18 protein-coding genes are annotated in these 22,015 nt (G+C 51.2%); 9 read left to right on the forward strand and 9 right to left on the reverse strand.

Annotation, left to right across the window (positions count from 1 at the left end; all coding sequences use genetic code 11):
- Positions 1–28: 28 nt before the first annotated feature.
- From C3432_RS08255 to C3432_RS08285, 7 genes are all read right to left on the reverse strand, one after another.
- Positions 29–2,293, reverse strand: coding sequence for a ComEC family protein (locus C3432_RS08255; protein WP_103776146.1), 2,265 nt, complete (start codon positions 2,291–2,293; stop codon positions 29–31).
- A 206-nt stretch (positions 2,294–2,499) separates the two neighbouring features.
- Entirely contained in the window at positions 2,500–2,784 is a 285-nt protein-coding gene (ihfB, locus tag C3432_RS08260) for an integration host factor subunit beta (protein ID WP_002463068.1), read from the reverse strand.
- Between the two features lie 156 nt (positions 2,785–2,940).
- Complete coding sequence (gene rpsA / locus C3432_RS08265; RefSeq protein ID WP_103776147.1) at positions 2,941–4,614, reverse strand: 30S ribosomal protein S1; 1,674 nt, start codon at positions 4,612–4,614, stop codon at positions 2,941–2,943.
- A gap of 113 nt (positions 4,615–4,727) precedes the next feature.
- The gene (gene cmk, locus C3432_RS08270; protein ID WP_103776148.1) at positions 4,728–5,411 is read right to left on the reverse strand and encodes a (d)CMP kinase; all 684 of its coding nucleotides are present in this window, start codon (positions 5,409–5,411) and stop codon (positions 4,728–4,730) included.
- Positions 5,412–5,643: 232 nt separating this feature from the next.
- Complete coding sequence (gene aroA / locus C3432_RS08275) at positions 5,644–6,927, reverse strand: 3-phosphoshikimate 1-carboxyvinyltransferase (protein WP_103776149.1); 1,284 nt, start codon at positions 6,925–6,927, stop codon at positions 5,644–5,646.
- Between the two features lie 70 nt (positions 6,928–6,997).
- Positions 6,998–8,086: a 3-phosphoserine/phosphohydroxythreonine transaminase gene (gene serC / locus C3432_RS08280; RefSeq protein WP_103776150.1), complete on the reverse strand. Its 1,089-nt coding sequence runs from the start codon at positions 8,084–8,086 to the stop codon at positions 6,998–7,000.
- A gap of 213 nt (positions 8,087–8,299) precedes the next feature.
- Entirely contained in the window at positions 8,300–8,992 is a 693-nt protein-coding gene (locus tag C3432_RS08285; protein ID WP_103776151.1) for a DUF421 domain-containing protein, read from the reverse strand.
- Positions 8,993–9,128: 136 nt separating this feature from the next.
- Between C3432_RS08285 and ycaO the strand changes: the two genes are divergently transcribed.
- The 4 genes from ycaO (at position 9,129) to pflA (ending at position 15,418) form a co-directional block, all read left to right on the forward strand.
- Positions 9,129–10,889 (forward strand): 30S ribosomal protein S12 methylthiotransferase accessory factor YcaO, encoded by a 1,761-nt coding sequence (gene ycaO, locus C3432_RS08290; protein ID WP_103776152.1) that lies wholly within the window; start codon positions 9,129–9,131, stop codon positions 10,887–10,889.
- A 403-nt stretch (positions 10,890–11,292) separates the two neighbouring features.
- On the forward strand, positions 11,293–12,150 hold the full coding sequence (focA, locus tag C3432_RS08295; RefSeq protein ID WP_103776153.1) for a formate transporter FocA: 858 nt from the start codon (positions 11,293–11,295) through the stop codon (positions 12,148–12,150).
- Between the two features lie 57 nt (positions 12,151–12,207).
- Positions 12,208–14,490 carry a formate C-acetyltransferase gene (gene pflB, locus C3432_RS08300; protein WP_103776154.1) on the forward strand — a complete coding sequence of 761 codons (2,283 nt, stop codon included), beginning with the start codon at positions 12,208–12,210 and terminating at the stop codon, positions 14,488–14,490.
- A 187-nt stretch (positions 14,491–14,677) separates the two neighbouring features.
- Entirely contained in the window at positions 14,678–15,418 is a 741-nt protein-coding gene (gene pflA, locus C3432_RS08305; protein ID WP_103776155.1) for a pyruvate formate lyase 1-activating protein, read from the forward strand.
- 286 nt (positions 15,419–15,704) lie between these two features.
- On the opposite strand, the gene C3432_RS08310 is transcribed toward pflA, so the two are convergent.
- Positions 15,705–16,553, reverse strand: a complete 849-nt coding sequence (locus tag C3432_RS08310) for a MurR/RpiR family transcriptional regulator (protein ID WP_103776156.1) — start codon at positions 16,551–16,553, stop codon at positions 15,705–15,707.
- 121 nt (positions 16,554–16,674) lie between these two features.
- Here C3432_RS08310 and C3432_RS08315 point away from each other — a divergent pair, with 121 nt between their 5' ends.
- From C3432_RS08315 to C3432_RS08335, 5 genes are read left to right on the forward strand one after another with little or no spacing between them, the layout of a single operon-like run.
- A complete protein-coding gene (locus C3432_RS08315; protein WP_103776157.1) occupies positions 16,675–16,950 on the forward strand; it encodes a PTS sugar transporter subunit IIB in 276 nt (91 codons plus the stop codon).
- Positions 16,951–16,967: 17 nt separating this feature from the next.
- Positions 16,968–18,233 (forward strand): PTS ascorbate transporter subunit IIC, encoded by a 1,266-nt coding sequence (locus C3432_RS08320; protein WP_103776158.1) that lies wholly within the window; start codon positions 16,968–16,970, stop codon positions 18,231–18,233.
- A 12-nt stretch (positions 18,234–18,245) separates the two neighbouring features.
- Positions 18,246–19,046: a transketolase gene (locus C3432_RS08325; protein WP_103776159.1), complete on the forward strand. Its 801-nt coding sequence runs from the start codon at positions 18,246–18,248 to the stop codon at positions 19,044–19,046.
- Positions 19,043–19,954: a transketolase family protein gene (locus tag C3432_RS08330; RefSeq protein ID WP_103776160.1), complete on the forward strand. Its 912-nt coding sequence runs from the start codon at positions 19,043–19,045 to the stop codon at positions 19,952–19,954. The genes C3432_RS08325 and C3432_RS08330 overlap by 4 nt, the downstream gene beginning before the upstream one ends.
- 53 nt (positions 19,955–20,007) lie before the next feature.
- Entirely contained in the window at positions 20,008–20,484 is a 477-nt protein-coding gene (locus C3432_RS08335) for a PTS sugar transporter subunit IIA (RefSeq protein ID WP_103776161.1), read from the forward strand.
- Positions 20,485–20,529: 45 nt separating this feature from the next.
- Here C3432_RS08335 and C3432_RS08340 read toward each other — a convergent pair whose 3' ends face one another.
- On the reverse strand, positions 20,530–21,678 hold the full coding sequence (locus C3432_RS08340; RefSeq protein WP_103776162.1) for an MFS transporter: 1,149 nt from the start codon (positions 21,676–21,678) through the stop codon (positions 20,530–20,532).
- Positions 21,679–22,015: the final 337 nt, after the last annotated feature.

Raw genomic sequence — 22,015 nt, forward strand, 5'->3', positions numbered from 1 at the left:
CCAGCATTTGTTGAAATAGCCGCATATTCTACCCGTTATCCTCTGACACGCCAAACCACTGATGATACCAACGAGGCAAAAGTTGCTCACGCAGGCTATTTATTCGCCAGCCCTGCCCTGAAAAATCCAGCGATACCTGCCCATGATGTGGGGTATCCAGCCACTGATAGCCTTCACTCTGATAACGTTTTTTTACCTTTACCGACGGCAGACGCCAGGCGTTGTAGCGTGACGCAGAGGCCAACGCCACCGTTCCGTTGACACGCTGAACCAACGCCAGTGATGATGAAGTATTACTGCCGTGGTGTGGAACCTGAATCACAGTCGATTGCAGATGTTCCCAGTAATGACTTAGCATTTTTTGTTCAGCTGGAGACTCTATATCCCCCGTAAGCAGAATACTGTGCGTTCCATCATCCACTTTTACAACGCAGGAACGGTTATTACCCTGGTCCTTATTTCCTTTCAGCGGCCAATGTGCGCTGAAACGTAGCCCCTGCCATTGCCACTGCTCTGCGCGAAAACAGGGTAAATGGTTTTTCCAGCCTAATGGACTTCTGACCCACATGGACGGCCAGGCTTTTAGCAAAGCGTCCATCCCACCGCGATGATCCAGATGCTCATGACTCAGCACAATCCCTTCCGGAGTCAGGTTATGCCAGCGCAGCCAGGGAATTATCAACTGTTGCCCACTGTCGCCGCCAAGCCAGGCAAGACCGGTATCATAGAGGATTGCCTTGCCATTCCGGGCAATCACCATTGCCAGGCCCTGCCCTACGTCAAGCATATAGACCTGCCAGCTATCGCTTCGTGCGGGGCGCCAAAACGGCCAGCTCAGCAATAACAGCCCTGCCAGACAGACAGCTGGCCACGTTCGCCAGGCATTAAATCGCCATACTATCAGCGCCAGCCATGGAATCAGCAGCACCCCCTGCCAGCGCTCATCAATATTGATCCACCCTTCTGGCAAAGCCCGGAGCGCCCAAACCAACACGGCGAGTGAACTATCGGCCAAAAGCCACATCCCATGTTCAAAAAACAGGGGACCCGTTAAGTGTACGATCATTCCAGCCAAAATTAACGGGACAGAAATAAACGTGACCATCGGCACAGCAAACAGATTCGCCAGAAATGAGGTCAGACTGACGCCGTGAAAGAGAGCGATTTGCAGCGGCAGAAGTAACAGTGTAATACCCAATTGCAGGTGTGCCAGTTCAGGTAAGAAGCGCACTGCCCGCGGTAACGACCAGACAGGGCAAGGAAACCATTGGTACCAAAAAATCAGTGCAGCAACGGCCAGAGCTGAGAGCCACAAACTTTGCGAGAGAACGGCGATAGGATCCACCACCACAATTGCAGCCAGACAACAGCACCAGACCTCCCACCCGCTCCATTGTCGACCACTGAGTTTGAGCATCCCCCACGCAACCAGCGCCACCACCGTTCGCAATGCAGGCGGCTGCAACCCGGTTAGCCAGGCGTAAAATATTGCACTCAGGATCCCACCAACGAGCGGGACCTGCCAGTGAATCCATCTGACAGGTATAAAAAATTGTGCACCGCGAATGACTGCCCCCATAAGAAACGCAGCGAAGGCAATATGCAAACCAGAGATGGCCATCAGGTGAGCGGTGCCTGTATCGCGCATAAGTGTTTTCACCTCCTGCGGAACTGACAAACGTTCTCCCATTCCCAGCCCTAATATCACTTGCTGCCACGGATAGTCAGCAAGCGTTTTCTTTAGTGAAGCCAGATAGAGAGCCCGGCTGCTGCATTCAGGGTTAATAACCCTGGCCTGCAGAAATCGCCCGGTTAGCGGTTGATGCTGTGCCAGCGCATAGCGTTGGCTGTCAAAACCACCTTCATTGAGTTGTCCGTGTACGGCGCGAACCTTCAGCGACATCGCCCAGCGCTGCCCTGCACAAACTACATCCGGTAAATACTGGCCATACAGAACAACGCCCACCGCTGGAAAGATCCACCTGCCGTTAAGATGGGTAACCTTGCCATAGTGCGTCGTCATGTTATCCGTACCGGTAATCCTGACAATTGCCTCCTGGGTTGTTCCCGGCAGCGTATTCGCCGGCCAGACAGCCTGTTTACCCGCCATAATCCCCCACAGGAAAAATAGCAGGGTCAACCCAACGTAACGTAAGTATCTATGCGGTATGAAGCTGAACAGGCATGCCAGACTAAACAGACCGACGATACCAGGCATCCCGGGAAGCTCGGGCAAAATTATTAGCGGGGTAATTCCGCACAATGCACATACGCTGACCGTCGTTATTTTCATGAACACCTCCCTGTTGCAGGAAGTGTGCGACGTTACCCAATCTTTGTCTGGGTGAAGTTTTCCGTTTTCCGATAACGCTTCCGCGCTTTCTGTTCAGGAAATGCAATATGCGAATTAAAATGCGAGGGGCTTTCCAGCACCGTATGGCAGAAATGAAAAAAGCACCTGCGCGGTGCTTTTTTCGGGCTTAAGTTTGTAATTCAAACTTAACCATAAATATTGGCGCGATCGCGCAGTTCTTTACCCGGCTTGAAGTGTGGAACATATTTTCCTTCCAGATCCACTTTGTCGCCAGTCTTCGGGTTACGTCCAGTACGAGGTGCGCGGTAATGTAATGAAAAGCTGCCGAAACCGCGGATTTCAATACGCTCGCCCTGCGCAAGAGTCGAGGCCATATGCTCCAGCATCTCTTTTACCGCATCTTCAACCGCTTTCGCGGGAATATGAGATTGCTGGGTTGCAAGTCTTTCAATCAATTCTGACTTGGTCATGTTTCCTCCGGTTCCTTAAGCAAATTGGCTGCTACTGTTATTGCATTAATTAAGGGCGGCCGTAGCCGCCCTTAATGCTTGATTACAGGACGAAACCTGCAATCTGTCAAGTAAACTCATCATACTTCGGGATAAAACACCCGAAGTTTCAGAGAATTACTCGCCTTTAGCCGCTTTGAAAGCTTCAGCCATTGCGTTGTTAGAGAAGTTTGCATCTTCCTGTTTGTTAACAGTTGCGATTGCATCTTTCTCATCAGCTTCGTCTTTCGCACGAACAGACAGGCTGATTGCGCGGTTCTTACGGTCAACGCCGGTGAACTTAGCTTCAACGTCGTCGCCAACGCTCAGAACCAGAGTTGCATCTTCAACGCGGTCACGGGATGCTTCAGAAGCACGCAGGTAACCTTCAACGCCGTCAGCCAGTTCTACGGTTGCGCCTTTAGCGTCAACTGCAGTGACTTTACCGTTTACGATTGCGCCTTTCTTGTTCAGTGCAACCCAGTTGTTGAACGGATCTTCTGCGAGCTGTTTAACGCCCAGAGAGATACGTTCACGTTCTGCGTCAACCTGCAGAACAACTGCAGCGATTTCGTCGCCTTTTTTGTATTCACGAACTGCTTCTTCGCCTGCAACGTTCCAGGAGATGTCAGACAGGTGAACCAGGCCGTCGATACCGCCGTCCAGGCCGATGAAGATACCGAAGTCAGTGATAGACTTGATTTTACCTTCAACACGGTCGCCCTTGTTGTGGGTTTCCGCAAACTGCTGCCATGGGTTGTTTTTGCACTGCTTCAGGCCCAGGGAGATACGGCGACGTTCTTCGTCGATATCCAGAACCATAACTTCCACTACATCACCAACGTTAACAACTTTGGACGGGTGGATGTTTTTGTTGGTCCAGTCCATTTCGGAAACGTGAACCAGGCCTTCAACGCCTTCTTCGATTTCAACGAAGCAGCCGTAGTCGGTCAGGTTGGTCACGCGACCAGTCAGTTTGGTACCTTCCGGATAACGCTTAGCGATAGCTACCCACGGATCTTCGCCCAGCTGTTTCAGGCCCAGAGATACACGGGTACGTTCGCGGTCGAACTTCAGCACTTTAACAGTGATTTCGTCGCCAACGTTTACGATTTCGCTCGGATGCTTAACGCGTTTCCATGCCATATCAGTGATGTGCAGCAGGCCGTCAACGCCGCCCAGATCAACGAATGCACCGTAGTCAGTGAGGTTCTTAACGATACCTTTAACTTCCATGCCTTCCTGCAGGTTTTCCAGCAGCTGATCGCGCTCTGCGCTGTTTTCGGATTCGATAACGGCACGACGAGAAACAACAACGTTGTTGCGCTTCTGATCCAGCTTGATTACTTTGAACTCAAGCTCTTTGCCTTCCAGGTGCAGCGTATCGCGCACCGGACGAACGTCTACCAGAGAACCTGGCAGGAACGCACGAATACCGTTCAGCTCAACAGTGAAGCCGCCCTTAACTTTGCCGTTGATAACACCGGTAACAGTTTCAGCATCTTCGTAAGCTTTTTCCAGCGTGATCCATGCTTCGTGACGTTTAGCTTTCTCACGGGACAGCAGGGTTTCACCGAAGCCGTCTTCTACTGCATCCAGAGCAACGTCAACTTCGTCACCAACCTGAATTTCCAGTTCGCCCTGGGCGTTTTTGAACTGCTCAGCCGGAATGGCAGACTCAGATTTCAGACCGGCGTCAACCAGTACTACGTCTTTGTCGATAGCAACAACAACACCACGAACGATGGAACCCGGGCGGGTTTCGATTTCTTTTAAGGATTCTTCAAACAGTTGAGCAAAAGATTCAGTCATGTTTAATCTTCAGGTTTCATATTTAACGTCCACCTGGCTCCATGCCGGATGGGGTTGTTTAACATACCCGCTGTCACTCCATTGCAACGGGGGTACTGCAAATTCGGTCGCACTTAAGCGAGTGCCAATTTTTGGCGCGCATATTGTAACGCTTTTTCAATCACTTGCTCAATGCTTAATCGGGTAGAATCCAGAACTAAAGCATCAGCAGCAGGAACCAACGGCGCTACCGCACGATTTCGATCGCGGTCGTCGCGTTCTTTGATCTCGGCCAAAAGGCGTTCAAAGTTAACACTAAAGCCCTTCTCCTGCAACTGTAGCATACGGCGATGCGCACGTTCTTCAGAGGAGGCGTCAAGGAAAATTTTTACTGGCGCATCAGGGAATACCACCGTGCCCATATCACGCCCATCGGCAATCAGGCCAGGCAACTCACGAAAGGCGCGCTGACGACGCAGCAGTGCTTCGCGAACGCGGGGAAACGCGGCAACCTGGGATGCGGCATTGGCCACTTCCTGAGTGCGAATTTCACCACTGACATCTTCCCCTTCCAGAATCACTTCCAGATTGCCGTCTGTTGATACAAAGCGCACATCCAGATGGGTAGCCAGCGGTACCAGCGCATCTTCTGAAGCAACATCCACATGATGATGTAATGCCGCCAGCGCCAGAACACGATAAATCGCGCCAGAGTCCAGCAGATGCCACTGCAACGCTTCCGCCATTGCTTTGCACAAGGTGCCTTTTCCAGCGCCGCTTGGGCCATCAATGGTAATTACCGGGGCGATTGCCGTCATCTTTATCTCCTTAAACAGGCGTACCGTTAACGTAAACGCCGCGCATTATACGCGCCAACGCCCACAATCGTTAACATTGTGTGCAAAAACCCGTTTTATCTGTAATCAGATGAGGAATAATTGCGCACTTATATACACAAAGTAATTCAAGATGCCTCAGGGCGCCAAAAGAAGAAAAAAGTACGGCTTTGGAAGATTGCGCGCCAGCCCGCTGGCTGGCGCAGGGAGGACATCAGGCAGGAGTACTGATACGCGCCAGCTGTTCGAAATAGTCCGGAAACGTTTTGGCGGTGCATTTCGGATCAAGAATAGTGACTGGCGTATCGGAGAGTGCCACCAGCGAGAAACACATCGCCATTCGGTGATCGTTGTAGGTGGCTATTTCGGCAAACTGCAGCTCCGCAGGCGGCGTAATGCGAATAAAATCATGCCCCTCCTCCACGTCTGCGCCAACTTTACGCAGCTCCGTCGCCATGGCATACAGGCGATCGGTCTCTTTGACGCGCCAGTTGTAGATATTACGCAAAGTGGTCGTGCCTTTCGCAAACAGCGCCGCCGTAGCAATTGTCATTGCCGCATCGGGAATGTGGTTCATATCCATATCGACAGCATTCAGTTCACCACGCGTACAGGCAATGAAGTCGTCTCCCCATGTAAGGGTCGCCCCCATTTTTTCTAAAACATCGGCAAAGCGAATATCGCCCTGCATACTGTTGCGACCAATCCCTGTCACCTTCACCGTACCACCTTTAATAGCACCAGCAGCCAGGAAATAGGACGCCGATGAGGCGTCACCCTCCACCAGATAGTGGCCTGGCGACTGATAATGCTGATGGCCTTTCACCACAAAACGCTGGTAGCTCTGATTCTCAATCTCGACACCAAACGTATTCATCAGGTTAAGGGTAATATCGATGTAGGGTTTTGATACCAGCTCGCCCTTGATACTAATTACCGTACCCTGCGGTGCAAGCGGCGCAGTCATGAGCAGCGCGGTGAGGAACTGGCTGGAGACGCTACCGTCCACTTCAACCTCTCCACCATTAAAACCGCCTCGCAGTCGTAGCGGCGGATAGTTTTCCTGCTCCAGATAATCAATATTGGCCCCGCCCTGGCGCAATGCGTCGACCAGATGACCAATCGGGCGCTCTTTCATGCGCGGTTCACCGGTCAGCACGATATCGTTTGTCCCCAGGCATAGCGCCGCAGCCAGCGGACGCATGGCCGTCCCGGCGTTGCCGAGAAACAGTTCCAGCGCACCTTCAGCACGTAATGCTCCGCCGTTGCCGACGATCTCGCAGCGGGTACGATCGGCTGAAAGGGTATATTTGATCCCCAACGCGCTCAGGGCGTTGAGCATATGGCGAACATCATCGCTGTCCAGCAGATTGGTCAAAACAGTTGTACCGTGAGCTAAAGCCGCCAGTAACAACGCACGGTTCGACACGCTTTTGGAGCCAGGCAGATTGATGGTGCCATCGACTCGCGCGATGGGTTGTAACGTCAGGGATTCCATGAAACTCAACTCTCAAAAACAGAAATAAAAACCCCACAGGCAGGCTGTGGGGATGAAAAGAGAATGCCGATTAGCCGCGACGACGCTCGAAATCGACCATAAAATCGGTCAGTGCTTTCACGCCCTCCAGCGGCATAGCGTTATAGATGGAGGCCCGCATTCCTCCCACAACACGGTGACCTTTAAGCGCATGCAAACCTGCGGCAAAAGACTCTTCCAGGAAGAGCTTATCAAGCGCGCTGTCAGCCAGCTGGAACGGTACGTTCATACGGGAACGGTTCGCTTTTGCCACGTCGTTACGGTAGAAATCGCTGCCATCAATCACGCCATACAGTAGCGCTGCTTTTTGTTGATTGATTTTATCCATCACCGTAACGCCACCCTGCTCTTTGAGCCATTTGAACACTAAGCCAGAAAGGTACCAGGCGAAGGTCGGCGGCGTATTGAACATGGAGTCGTTGTCATTAAGAATGGTGTAGTCAAGGATTGACGGACAAGTGGTGTGCGCTTTGCCCAGCAGATCTTCGCGTACGATGACAATCGTTAAACCCGCCGGACCGATGTTCTTCTGCGCTCCGGCATAAATCACCCCGTAGCGGGATACATCCAACGGAGAGGAGAGAATCGTTGAAGAGAAATCTGCCGTCACGACCACATCAGACGCAAAATTCGGCGTTTCGTTGATGGCGATACCATCGATCGTTTCATTCGGGCAATAGTGCAAATAGGCAGCGTTGTCGGACAGCTGCCACTCGCTCATCGGTTTGACCGCACGCAGGCCATCCACGGTTTCTTTGGCATCAATAACGTTTGGGGAGCAGTATTTTTTCGCTTCTTTAATTGCACTGGCCGCCCAGTAACCGGCATCGACATAGTCTGCCGATGTTTTATCGCCAAGAATGTTTAACGGAATTGCCGCAAACTGCCCGCGGCCGCCGCCGTGGCAGAACAACACTTTATAGTTGGAGGGGATGCTAAGGAGATCGCGAAAATCCTGTTCCGCCTCCTCTGCGACCTTGATGAACTCTTTACCGCGGTGGCTAACTTCCATCACCGATGTACCTAGACCGTTCCAGTCACAAAGATCCTGTTGAGCCAGTTTAAGCACTTCCGCCGGAAGCATTGCCGGACCTGAACTAAAATTGAAGACCTGAGCCATTTCCCCTCACCACGTTGCGTTATTATCACCTCAACCCCGGCCATCCAGACAAAGCAAGACGACTGAGATTGGGTATAAGTTATTCCTGTGGATATCGGTTTTATCATTCAGTGGCACGCGCCGCAATGGGTAAAACCGGCTGGGGTAAAAATGTGCCATCCGTCACACAACAGAATCTATTGGATTGACCGTTAAAAACCGATACTTTTGCTGTCAGGTGACCCTTTTTACCCGACTGGCCTTCGACCATTCTGGATTTGCACAGCGTGGACATAATTGATGATCTCCGGCATTCATCTGGATAACCTCACTACAGCGCACGCAGGCGTAGTCTCCCGCCGCTGGGACGACTTTAAACCGCTGCGTACAATGCTTAGGTAAAATGCTAAGCCCTGGTTTCACATCGTTGTCAGTAAAGAAATAGACGCTGATTTGGCCGTTTGTTTCCAGGATAGCGAGTTTCACCTGTCCAAGGTGTTCAACACCGTTAAGGCGTAACTCCATAAAAAATTCAAATTCGGTCATATTGGCGTTGTTCAGTTTCTCCCATGCCAGTTCGCCGTCTTCAATAATGACGACAGGCTTACCCTCCAGCAGATCTTCCATTTTTTCACTGTGTGTCATCAGCCACATGACTGCACGGTACAACAGCGCCAGAGTAATAAACACCACCAGCACAGGCAGCATCGGGACGTCATCATAAAATGCCACGTCGCCCGCTGCTGAACCCAGGGTTAAAATAATCAATACTTCAAAAAGCGACATTTGCCGTACGCCGCGTCGTCCGGTCAGTTTCAAAAAAAAGTACACCAGAATAAAGGTATAAAGACTTCGCAGAGCGACTTCCCCTAAAAACTCCATTGGGACCTTATCAAGCGCCATACGCTGTAAATCAAATGCTTTCATTTTTATGCTCTTTCAGCGATCCGTTGTATCAAAGCATAGCCAAAACTTTTATTTACACCGAAGGTCCGGCGACGATAGCGCCATTCCTCTAAAACCCGTATCATTGCGCGCTTTCCGTACGACAAAAGTGATTTTCATGACGCAAACATTTATCCCCGGCAAAGACGCCGCTCTGGAAGACTCCATCGCTCGCTTCCAGCAGAAACTGCTCGATCTCGGTTTCCATATTGAAGAGGCCTCCTGGCTGAATCCGGTGCCAAACGTCTGGTCTGTACACATTCGCGACAAAGAGTGCGCACTGTGCTTCACCAACGGTAAAGGCGCGACGAAAAAAGCCGCACTGGCCTCCGCGCTGGGTGAATACTTTGAGCGTCTTTCCACCAACTATTTCTTTGCGGACTTCTGGCTTGGTGAAACCATCGCCAATGCCCCTTTCGTTCACTACCCGAACGAGAAATGGTTCCCGTTGACCGGGGATGACAGCATACCGGAAGGTCTGCTGGATGCGCGTCTGCGCGCGTTTTACGATCCGGAAAACGAACTGGCCGGAAGCATGCTTATCGATCTGCAGTCCGGAAATGAAGAACGTGGCGTCTGTGGTTTGCCATTTACCCGCCAGTCGGACAACCAGACCGTCTATATCCCAATGAACATTATCGGTAACCTGTACGTCTCTAACGGGATGTCCGCCGGTAACACTCGTAATGAAGCGCGCGTTCAGGGGCTGTCTGAAGTCTTTGAACGTTATGTGAAAAATCGCATTATCGCCGAGAGCATCAGTCTGCCGGAAATCCCGGCCGACGTGCTGGCACGCTACCCGGCGGTCGTCGAATCCATCGCAAAACTGGAAGCCGAAGGGTTCCCAATATTTGCTTATGACGGCTCACTGGGCGGTCAGTACCCGGTTATCTGTGTGGTTCTGTTCAATCCGGCTAACGGTACCTGCTTTGCTTCATTTGGTGCCCACCCTGATTTCGGCGTTGCGCTGGAGCGTACGGTTACCGAGTTACTACAGGGCCGTGGTCTGAAAGATCTGGATGTCTTTACGCCGCCAACGTTTGATGATGAAGAAGTGGCTGAACATACCAACCTCGAGACGCACTTCATTGACTCCAGCGGCCTGATCTCCTGGGATCTGTTCAGACAGGATGCCGATTATGCGTTTGTCGACTGGAATTTCTCCGGCACGACGGAGGAAGAGTTCGCCACCCTGATGGCTATCTTCAATGCTGAAGATAAAGAAGTGTACATTGCCGACTACGAGCATCTTGGCGTGTACGCCTGCCGTATCATCGTGCCGGGCATGTCGGATATCTATCCTGCTGAAGATCTGTGGCTGGCAAACAATGGCATGGGCATGCATCTGCGTGAAACCCTTCTCTCTTTGCCGGACAGCGAATGGGACAAAGAAGAATATCTCAATTTGATCGAGCAACTGGATGAAGAGGGTTTTGATGACTTCACCCGCGTGCGCGAATTACTGGGACTGGCGACCGGTGCGGACAACGGCTGGTACACGCTGCGCATCGGCGAATTAAAAGCGATGCTGGCGCTGGCGGGTGGCGATTTGGAACAGGCGCTGATCTGGACCGAGTGGACAATGGAGTTTAATGGTTCGGTCTTTAGCCCTGAACGCGCGAACTATTACCGCTGCCTGCAAACGCTGCTGTTGCTTTCGCAGGAAGAAGAGCGCGAACCTCTGCAATATCTGAACGCTTTTGTGCGGATGTATGGCGCAGAGGCCGTTGAAGCGGCAAGTGCGGCGTTAAGCGGCGAAGCCGCATTCTATGGTCTGCCGTCGGTAGACAGCGATCTGCACGCTTTTGCCTCGCATCAGTCACTGCTGAAGGCTTACGAGAAGCTCCAGCGCGCCAAAGCGGCCTTCTGGTCAAAATAGAGGCAGTTGACCTGCACTGAGTAGGTTTATGTCATTGTCTGAGCTATATTACGGGGCGCTTCTGGTGCCCCGTTTTTCTTATTTTTGAATAAACCAAATAATTGTAATAACAAGGTTAAATATTGGTAGTTGATATTACAAAAACTAACGTATTAAAGTTACTTTTTTTATCGATTGCCCCATTTTAATTAACTGTCCACAGGGAGGGTAAAGAAAAAATTCAACTCATTTGCTAAATTTTAAAATTTATTTTTATCATGATAATCAAACAATTACACCGTAATCGCATAAAAACCATGCGTCTTACGGGCCTATAAGCCAGGCGAGATATGATCTATATCAAATTCTCATCTATAATGCTTTGTTAGTATCTCGTCGCCGACTTAATAAAGAGAGAGTTAGTGTGAAAGCTGACAACCCTTTTGATCTTTTACTCCCTGCTGCAATGGCCAAAGTTGCCGAAGAAGCAGGCGTCTATAAAGCAACGAAACATCCGCTTAAGACTTTCTATCTGGCAATTACTGCCGGTGTTTTCATCTCAATCGCCTTTGTTTTCTATATCACTGCGACAACCGGCACTGGTACGATGCCTTTTGGCATGGCGAAACTGATTGGCGGCATCTGCTTCTCTCTGGGGCTGATTCTTTGTGTTATCTGCGGCGCTGACCTTTTTACCTCTACCGTACTGATCGTGGTGGCAAAGGCCAGCGGGCGTATCACCTGGGGTCAGTTGGCGAAAAACTGGCTCAACGTCTATTTTGGTAACCTGATTGGTTGCCTGCTCTTTGTGCTATTGATGTGGCTCTCTGGCGAGTATATGGTCGCGAATGGTCAGTGGGGGCTTAACGTCCTGCAAACCGCCGACCACAAAATGCACCATACTTTTGTTGAAGCCGTTTGCCTGGGTATCCTTGCGAACCTGATGGTATGCCTGGCCGTATGGATGAGCTACTCAGGCCGCAGCCTGATGGATAAAGCATTTATTATGGTTCTGCCGGTTGCAATGTTTGTTGCCAGCGGTTTTGAGCACAGTATCGCAAACATGTTTATGATCCCAATGGGTATTGTAATCCGTGATTTCGCGACACCGGAATTCTGGACCGCGGTCGGTTCAACGCCGGAAAGTTTTTCTCACCTGAGCGTAATGAACTTCATCACTGATAACCTGATTCCGGTTACGATCGGTAACATTATCGGCGGGGGTTTGTTGGTCGGGTTGACATACTGGGTCATTTACCTGCGTGGTAACGATCATCACTAGTCCTGATGTTCACTACACGCAGTAAATAAAAAATCCACTTAAGAAGGTAGGTGTTACATGTCCGAGCTTAATGAAAAGTTAGCCACAGCCTGGGAAGGTTTTACCAAAGGTGACTGGCAGAATGAAGTCAACGTCCGTGACTTCATTCAGAAAAACTACACTCCGTATGAGGGTGACGAGTCCTTCCTGGCTGGCGCGACTGATGCGACCACGGCTCTGTGGGACAGCGTAATGGAAGGCGTTAAACAGGAAAACCGCACTCACGCGCCTGTTGACTTTGACACCTCTGTTGCTTCTACCATCACTTCTCACGATGCTGGCTACATCAACAAAGCCCTTGAGAAAATCGTTGGTCTGCAGACTGAAGCGCCGCTGAAACGTGCGATCATCCCGTTCGGTGGTATCAAAATGGTTGAAGGTTCCTGCAAAGCGTACAATCGCGAGCTGGACCCGATGTTGAAAAAAATCTTCACCGAATACCGCAAAACCCACAACCAGGGCGTATTTGATGTCTACACCAAAGACATTCTGAACTGCCGTAAATCCGGCGTTCTGACAGGTCTGCCGGATGCGTATGGCCGTGGCCGTATCATCGGTGACTACCGCCGCGTTGCGCTGTACGGTATCGACTACCTGCTGAAAGACAAATATGCACAGTTCCTTTCCCTGCAGTCCGATCTGGAAAACGGCGTAAACCTGGAAGCCACTATCCGTCTGCGTGAAGAAATTGCTGAACAGCACCGTGCGCTGGGTCAGATCAAAGAGATGGCGGCTAAATATGGCTGCGATATCTCTGGTCCGGCTACCAACGCTCAGGAAGCTATCCAGTGGACCTACTTCGGCTACCTGGCCGCTGTTAAGTCTCAGAACGGTGCTGCAATGTCCTTCGGTCGTGTATCCACCTTCCTGGATGCGTACATCGAACGTGATATCAAAGCAGGCAAAATCACCGAACAAGACGCTCAGGAAATGATTGACCACCTGGTCATGAAACTGCGTATGGTTCGCTTCCTGCGTACGCCTGAATACGATGAACTGTTCTCTGGCGATCCGATTTGGGCAACTGAATCTATCGGTGGTATGGGCGTTGATGGCCGTACTCTGGTAACCAAAAACAGCTTCCGTTTCCTGAACACCCTGTACACCATGGGTCCGTCTCCGGAACCGAACATCACCGTTCTGTGGTCTGAAAAACTGCCTCTGAACTTCAAGAAATTCGCCGCTAAAGTGTCCATCGACACCTCTTCTCTGCAGTACGAGAACGATGACCTGATGCGTCCGGACTTCAATAACGACGACTACGCTATCGCTTGCTGCGTAAGCCCAATGGTCGTTGGTAAACAAATGCAGTTCTTCGGTGCGCGTGCAAACCTGGCGAAAACCATGCTGTACGCAATCAACGGCGGCGTTGATGAAAAACTGAAAATGCAGGTTGGTCCTAAATCTGAGCCGATCAAAGGCGACGTCCTGAACTTCGACGAAGTCATGGATCGCATGGATCACTTCATGGACTGGCTGGCTAAGCAGTACGTCACCGCGCTGAACATTATCCACTACATGCACGACAAGTACAGCTACGAAGCCTCTCTGATGGCGCTGCACGACCGTGACGTTATCCGCACCATGGCGTGTGGTATCGCTGGTCTGTCCGTTGCTGCTGACTCCCTGTCTGCAATCAAATATGCGAAAGTTAAACCGATTCGTGACGAAGACGGTCTGGCTGTCGACTTCGAAATCGAAGGCGAGTACCCGCAGTTTGGTAACAACGACTCTCGCGTTGATGACATGGCGGTTGACCTGGTAGAACGTTTCATGAAGAAAATTCAGAAACTGACGACTTACCGTAACGCTATCCCGACTCAGTCTGTTCTGACCATCACCTCTAACGTTGTGTATGGTAAGAAAACCGGTAACACCCCGGATGGTCGTCGCGCTGGCGCACCGTTCGGACCGGGTGCTAACCCAATGCACGGTCGTGACCAGAAAGGTGCTGTTGCCTCTCTGACCTCCGTTGCTAAACTGCCGTTTGCTTACGCTAAAGATGGTATCTCTTACACCTTCTCTATCGTTCCGAACGCACTGGGTAAAGACGACGAAGTTCGTAAGACTAACCTGGCGGGTCTGATGGACGGTTACTTCCATCACGAAGCGTCCATTGAAGGTGGTCAGCACCTGAACGTGAACGTCATGAACCGTGAAATGCTGCTTGATGCGATGGAACACCCTGAGAAATATCCTCAGCTGACCATCCGTGTATCTGGCTACGCAGTACGTTTTAACTCCCTGACGAAAGAACAGCAGCAGGACGTTATTACCCGTACCTTCACTCAGACCATGTAATGGGTTTTGACTGAAATTACGCAATAAACAGCGTACAATAAAGGCTCCACGTAAGTGGGGCCTTTTTAATAAGCCTGCTTTGCCAGTTATCTATACTCAATGGATAACCGCCAAAACAGACTCGACACAGCCAACGAGCTGTGCGCCAACACGGCCCCGGATGGGCCACATCTGGAGAAACACCGCAATGTCAGTTATTGGTCGCATTCACTCCTTTGAATCCTGTGGCACTGTCGATGGCCCGGGTATCCGTTTTATCACCTTCTTCCAGGGTTGCCTGATGCGCTGCCTGTATTGTCATAACCGTGATACGTGGGATACGCATGGCGGTAAAGAAATCACGGTTGAAGAACTGATGAAAGAGGTCGTGACCTACCGCCACTTTATGAACGCGTCTGGCGGCGGGGTAACCGCATCCGGTGGCGAAGCTATTCTTCAGGCAGAATTCGTGCGCGACTGGTTCCGCGCCTGCAAGAAAGAAGGCATTCATACCTGTCTGGACACTAACGGTTTTGTCCGTCGTTACGATCCGGTTATTGACGAGCTGCTGGAAGTTACTGACCTGGTGATGCTCGACCTTAAACAGATGAACGACGAGATTCACCAGAACCTGGTTGGCGTATCCAACCATCGTACGCTGGAATTTGCGCGCTATTTGTCTGACAAGAATATTAACGTGTGGATTCGTTACGTCGTCGTACCGGGCTGGTCTGACGACGACGACTCAGCGCATCGCCTCGGTGAATTTACCCGCGATATGGGCAACGTTGAAAAAATCGAACTATTGCCTTATCACGAACTGGGCAAGCACAAATGGGTTGCCATGGGTGAAGAGTACAAGCTGGATGGCGTGAAGCCGCCGAAGAAAGAGACCATGGAACGCGTGAAGGGCATTCTTGAGCAGTATGGTCATAAAGTAATGTACTGATATTAATATACCAGGAAATTCATCATGGACTGATTTTTGCGATACGGAATCATCGCAACCCTTTTTTCTTTCGTCAGCATGGCTGCTCACACAGGGCAGCCCCTCCGCTATCAGTACAGCGATGACAACAGGCAACAAATACCGCGTTCCGCAACGATAGCCCTTCTCTTTTGGCAGTCCCTGTTAATGCGCGGCTATACCGCAAAGGGCAGGCACCTCTCCTGATAGTGTGGTATCCACCGCCTTTATTGACGCCTGCGATGAAGGTTCCGCCTGAATAGCCGATTTACGACATAAAGTATTCCGACAGCTTATTCGCCACGCTCTCAATCGAGAAAATACTCTTCTGATGCGCTTTGCGGCACTCCGCATAGCGCTCATCCTGTTCCTCAAGCGCATTGAGTAATCGATCCGCGACCATCATCGCACCGGCAATTTCAGCGAAGCCATACTCCCCCTCCCCCTTCAGTGCCACGGCAGCCTGTAAATTCCAGTCGGAAAGGCGACTGAGCGGCGCAAAGGTACCTCGCGTGAGCGAAAGAATACGCGCGTTATGCTGCTTTGCCAGTGCCAGCGCCTGCATCATATCTGCCGATGCCTGCTCGGTGTGGACCACAATGATCCCCTGGCTTTGCGGCTCAACCATCATGGATGACGTGGTGAGATAAAAACGATCAACAAAACTCGCAGCCTTACCCATTTTGATCAGGTTCATCTGCAAAAACAGCGCCACCGGGACCGCCGTACCGACGGCATAAATCGCAACATTATTAACCTGATTGAGCCATGCGGCGGCGGCCTGTAGCTCCTGGGTATTGATGATGGCATGGCTGTCGCGAATACTTGCCACAACGGCAGAAATCTCTTCATTGCCCTGCTCTTCAGGACGTGCAGCCCCCTGCTCCAGAGCAAGCGCAGTTCTGAAATCAGAGAAACCTTTAAAACCAAATGCCCGACAAAAGCGAGTAATACTCCCCTCGCTGGTTTCAATCGAATCCGCCAACTCAGTAATCGTGTGCCGCATCACAAAGTCCGGATTCTCCGTCACAAAATGACCCACCTTTTCCAGGATTGGGCTAAGCCCGCCAGCCTCATTCCTGATATTTATCAGCAAGTTAGTATTAATATGACTCATTTTTCGCCTTTTTGCTCGAAATGCAAACACAATCACATCTTTCTGCCAGGGTAAAGATAATAATTTTTTTCACGTTACGCGCAACGGAAAATAATTATTTTTACAATACAGGAGAAATCATATGAAAGGTCTTATTGTCTGTCGTACCGGCATGGGCAGCTCCTTAATGCTCAAAATCAAAGCCCAGAAAGTTATCGATAAACATGGCTGGGATATTGAACTCGAACACGACGTCTTGTCCGGTCTTGCCACCTGGCAAGGGATCGACTTTGTTATCACCATGCGCGACCTCACCGATGAAATTGAAGCTGCCGGATTCAGAGCCATCGGTATAACCGACTTGATGAATAGCGAAGAAATGGAAACCGCGCTCACCAGCGTAATTCAGGGCAACTAACCTCTCCCGGAGGCAATATGGATCTCCTCAGGTTTATTGTATTCGACATTCTGGGTGTAACCCCACTTTTAGTTGGATTTATTGCATTAATCGGTTTGTTAATCCAACGCAAACCGATCGAAAAAGTGTTATCCGGCACCTTCAAAACCATCGTCGGCTTTCTGGTTTTTGCCGGTGGTGCCGGGCTGGCAGTCACCTCTCTGGGTAATTTCCAGACGCTTTTCAGCGATGGATTTGGACTGAAAGGGGTGATGCCGCTGGCAGAAGCGCTAACCGGGCTGGCACAAACCAAATTTGCCATGTGCGTGTCGCTGATTATGGTTATCGGCTTTGGCTGGAACCTGTTTTTTGCCCGCGTGACGCCATTCAAATACATCTTTTTAACCGGTCAGCATAACCTCTATCTCTCTGCTTTACTCACCGTCACGCTGAAAGCGTTGGGTTACAGTGATGGTATTACGATTATTGCGGGGTCTGTCCTGCTTGGGCTGGCAGCCTGTATCTATCCTGCCATTGCTCAACCCTGGATGCGTAAGATCACCGGCAATGATGAAATCGCCATGGGGCATTACGTCACGCTGGCCTATGCGGCTTCTGGCTGGATTGGCTCAAAGGTGGGGGATCCTAAAGACTCAACGGAAAAACTGAACCTGCCGGGATGGCTGGGGATTTTTAAAGACTATATTGTCTCGGTTTCTATTTCGGTCAGTATTTTCTATTACATTGCTGCGCTGGCCGCCGGGAAAACGGCCGTCACCGCCGTGGCGGGTGGTATGCACTGGCTGGTCTATCCGCTGTTTCAATCCCTGACCTTTACCGCCTCACTCTACATCATCATTACCGGCGTTCGTTTGCTGCTTTCAGAGATCGTTCCGGCATTTCTGGGGATCTCCGAGAAGTTCATTCCTAACGCCAAACCGGCACTGGACTGCCCGGTGGTGTTCCCTTATGCACCAACCGCCACCGTACTTGGCTTTATCTCCTCATTCGTCGGCGGGCTGGTTGTGATGGGGATACTTGCGCTAATTGGTCAAACGGTAATTATTCCTGTCGCCATTCCCTATTTCTTTATTGGAGCAACTGCCGCGGTATTCGGTAATGCCTCCGGTGGCTGGAAAGGTGCCGTAGTAGGCAGCTTTATTACCGGTATTCTCATCGGCATCGGACCTGCGCTTATCTATCCCATTATGGAGTCCGTAGGGCTCTCCGGCACCAGCTTCCCGGAAACCGACTTCGTTGCGCTTGGTCTGGTTGTGTACTACATCGGCAAAATGCTGCCCTGATAAGGAGTAAACATGAATATTGATGAACTGAAATCTCATGCGCGCGCAGCCCGCCGCGATATTGTCACCATGATTTACGAATCGGGCGTTGGTCACCCCGGCGGTGCCCTCTCCATTATTGATGTTCTGACCTGGATCTACCACCAGGAGATGTGCCTGGATGAGTCCCCGCGCACCCGGGTGGTGATGAGCAAAGGCCACGCCGTCGCCGCGCAGTACGCCATGTTGTTCCAGTTGGGGAAAATCGCACGCAGCGAATTTAATACCTTTCGTCAGATCAACTCGCGCCTGCAGGGTCATCCAAGCGTGAAATCCCTTCCCGATGTGGATGCAACAACCGGGCTGCTGGGTCAGGGTCTTTCCGTTGCTCTGGGGATGGCTGCGGCAAAAAAACGTGCTCAGGATTGCCACCGCGTTTTCGCCATTATCGGTGATGGTGAAATGCACGAAGGCCAGATCTGGGAATCGCTGCAACAGGCCAGTCATATGCGAATGGATAACCTGGTCGCTATTATCGACTGCAACGGTTTCTCCTCGCACGATCCGGTCAATGAGGTCATCAACCTCGAACCCCTGGCCGATAAAATCCGTAATTTTGGCTGGCATGTGCTTGAACTGCAAAATGGCAACGACATGCACCAGGTTGCCGATACGTTACTGCTCTCGCGCCATCTGAAAGGTAAACCGGTGGCTATTATCGCCCACACCACCAAAGGCAGCGGCGTGAGCTATATGGAAAATAATGGGGACTGGCACTCAAAAACCCCGAGTGCCGGGCAATACCAGCAGGCTATGGAGGAATTACAGTCATGAGAGCACCACGCGATGAGATTGGTAATGCCCTGCTCGCCCTGAAGGCGAAAGGCTATCCTGTTGTCGTTATTGACAGCGATCTGGCGAGTTCCACCCGAACAGATCAGTTTCAAAAAGCCTGGCCCGATGCATTCTTTGAAATGGGGATTGCAGAAGGTTCCGCCATGAGTTTTGCCACAGGCCAGGCGCTGGAAGGAAATATTCCGTTCTACGTTAACTTCGCGATGTTCGTCACCGGAACGGCATGGACACAGCTCCGCCAGGCTTGTTATGCAAAAGCGAATATCAAACTGGTCGGTAGCCATCCCGGTATGGATGACGGCCCGGACGGTGCTTCGCACCATGCGCTGGAAGATCTGGCCCTGACGCGCGTGCTGCCGGGGATCACAATTCTGACGCCTGCCGACGCTGAAGAAGTTGAAGCCGCATTTGAACAGGCAGTAAACATTCCCGGTCCTGTCTATATTCGCGTAGCCCGAGAACCGATGCCCGTGCGCGATAAATCTGCCGTTCCGCGAGTGACCGATATCGCCGCCGTGGAGGACTCAGGCAATGACTTCGCCATTCTCTATGAAGGAACCGTTCTGGAGCAGGCAAGTGCAGGTTATGTTCAGCTATGTGCCCAGGGAAAGCGAGGCAAGCTGATTCACGTCGCCATGCTAAAACCGTTTAACCGCCAGCGCCTTCTGCAACTGATTGCCAGCTGCCCGCAGATCGCAACGATTGAAAATCACACGATCACCGGTGGGCTTGGCGGTCAGGTTGCTGAAGTATTGGCGGAGGAAGGATTAAACACAAGATTAATCCGGCTGGGGACACAAGACACGTTTACGGAATCAGGCAATAGCCGCCAGTTGAAAGAGAAATACGGCATTTCGGCGACCGCACTCTTTGAAGCCCTCAGATAGTTCGGGTTGGCAGACCGCAATGCGGTCTGCCGCTCTGAAATAAGGAGAACACAATGACATCTGCGCTGTTTTCTGCCTGTCAGTTTCATGAACAATGTCGCACCTGGCAGGAGGCTGTGACGCTGGCTTGCCAGCCTCTGGAAGAACTGGGCGCAATTACGTCCGGCTACGCTCAGGCAATCATCCGTGAAACAGAAACAACTGGCCCGTGGTACATTTTAAGCCCTGAGTTTGCCCTGCCGCACGCCCGTCCGGAAGAAGGAGTGATAAGCAGTGAGACACATCTTTCGCTTCTTTGTCTGAAAGAGGCGGTACCTTTTCCTGGACATCCAGATGTGCGGTTAATTATTGTCCTGGCGGCCGCCAGCAGCACCCGACATATTGAAATGATTCAAAAACTGGTTTGCTGGCTGGATGAAGGGGAGCATTTACAACAGCTGACGAGTATTACCAGTCAGGCGCAGCTTCACTGCGCGCTGAAAGCGTGCGAAGACCTCGCAACTTCCGGCATACCCGCAATGGGAAAATGAGTCACGGTATGCAAACATTTTACCTTGCATACCGTCTGGCGCGCTTTATACGTGAGCCACCGGATTCGGCGTATGCCTGGCGCTACGCAACAACATCAGCAGATAAATAAACGATACGCTGGCAATCATAATGAATAACAGGTTATCGGAATAATTCTGCATCAGCATCGCGGTAAATGAGGGGCCCAGCAGGCTACCCACGGTATAGCTGAGCAGCAAAGCCTGATTCATGGCGACAAGCTGATGATGTTCCACTTTTTCACAGGCCCATGCCATTGCCACCGGATAGAGCGTAAAGCCCGCGGCGCCCAGAATAAATAAGGCGGGAGCCATCGCGGCCTGAGTCAACATAGCAATGCTGCCGAGGATCACCACAAATACCTGAACGCGCAGCACCAGCAGACGACCAAATTTATCGGCCAGACGGCCAATCGGCCATTGCCCCAGAATGCCCGCGCTGACCAGTACCGCCATCCAGAAGCCAATACCAGCGTTGCTAATGCCCCGGTGGTTGAGATAGAGCGGCATCAGGCCATACAGGGAACCGAGTACAATCCCGGAGATGATGCAGCCGTTAACGCCCAGCCGCGCCTGACGGAGTTTCAGCATCGAGGTAATGGGCGTCGTACTGCGATCGTCGGCCTGCTGACTCAGAATGCGCGTAAAGAGCAGCGGCAAAATACCCGCCAGGATCAAACCGGTCACCCACGGCAGCACGTTCATCAGTTCGGTCGGGACTTTACTGACCAGCAACTGACCGAGAAAGGTTCCCACGTAATAGACCATCATGTAAGCAGCAAGCAGTCGTCCACGATTACGCGAGGTCCCGCTGCACATCAGCGCACTTTCCACGATCACCCAAATCATGGCACAGCCCACGCCAGCCACAAAGCGCCAGGCCATCCAGCTCCAGAACTCAACCATTACGCCCAGCCCGACACAGCCAGCCGCAAAAATCATCGAGGCGACATAATAGCTACGGTTAAACCCAATACGTTTGATGAGATACCCCGTCAGCAATGTCCCGACCAGGTTACCGGTAAAATAGGACGAGCTGACCATCCCCACCTGCCAGGTAGGCAGACTTTCCTGGGCGAGCCAAAGCGGGACAAGCGTGTTTAAAACCGCAATCGCCAGGGTCAACAAAAGCAGGCCTGACAGCAGCAGCATGACGGGCCGGGTATAGATGGACATGTGTAAAAACCGTGAGGAAGTTCAAATTTCATGCGCATCATGCCACCGCCAAAAACATTGTCAATCGGCGAAATCAGGGGGCTGAGACGCTTTCAGGGCGATCGATTTGTATTACTGATTCTTAATATGAATTGATAAAAAGCGGAAACAGACATCTGCTTGTTTTTATTGTTCTAAAACAAAATTAACGCGCTTCGTTCAGTCGAAAAATTTCATGGACTCACCGTACTTTTTTTTCTTACTAAACGCTATGCGAGAAGTTTCATTGCATTGTCCTGAAAATGAAACGGTAAGTTCTTTTTAATCACCCTGTTCAGATATCGTTCTTTATATAAAC

This window comes from Citrobacter amalonaticus, from assembly GCF_002918555.1.
Lineage (GTDB): Bacteria > Pseudomonadota > Gammaproteobacteria > Enterobacterales > Enterobacteriaceae > Citrobacter_C > Citrobacter_C amalonaticus_A.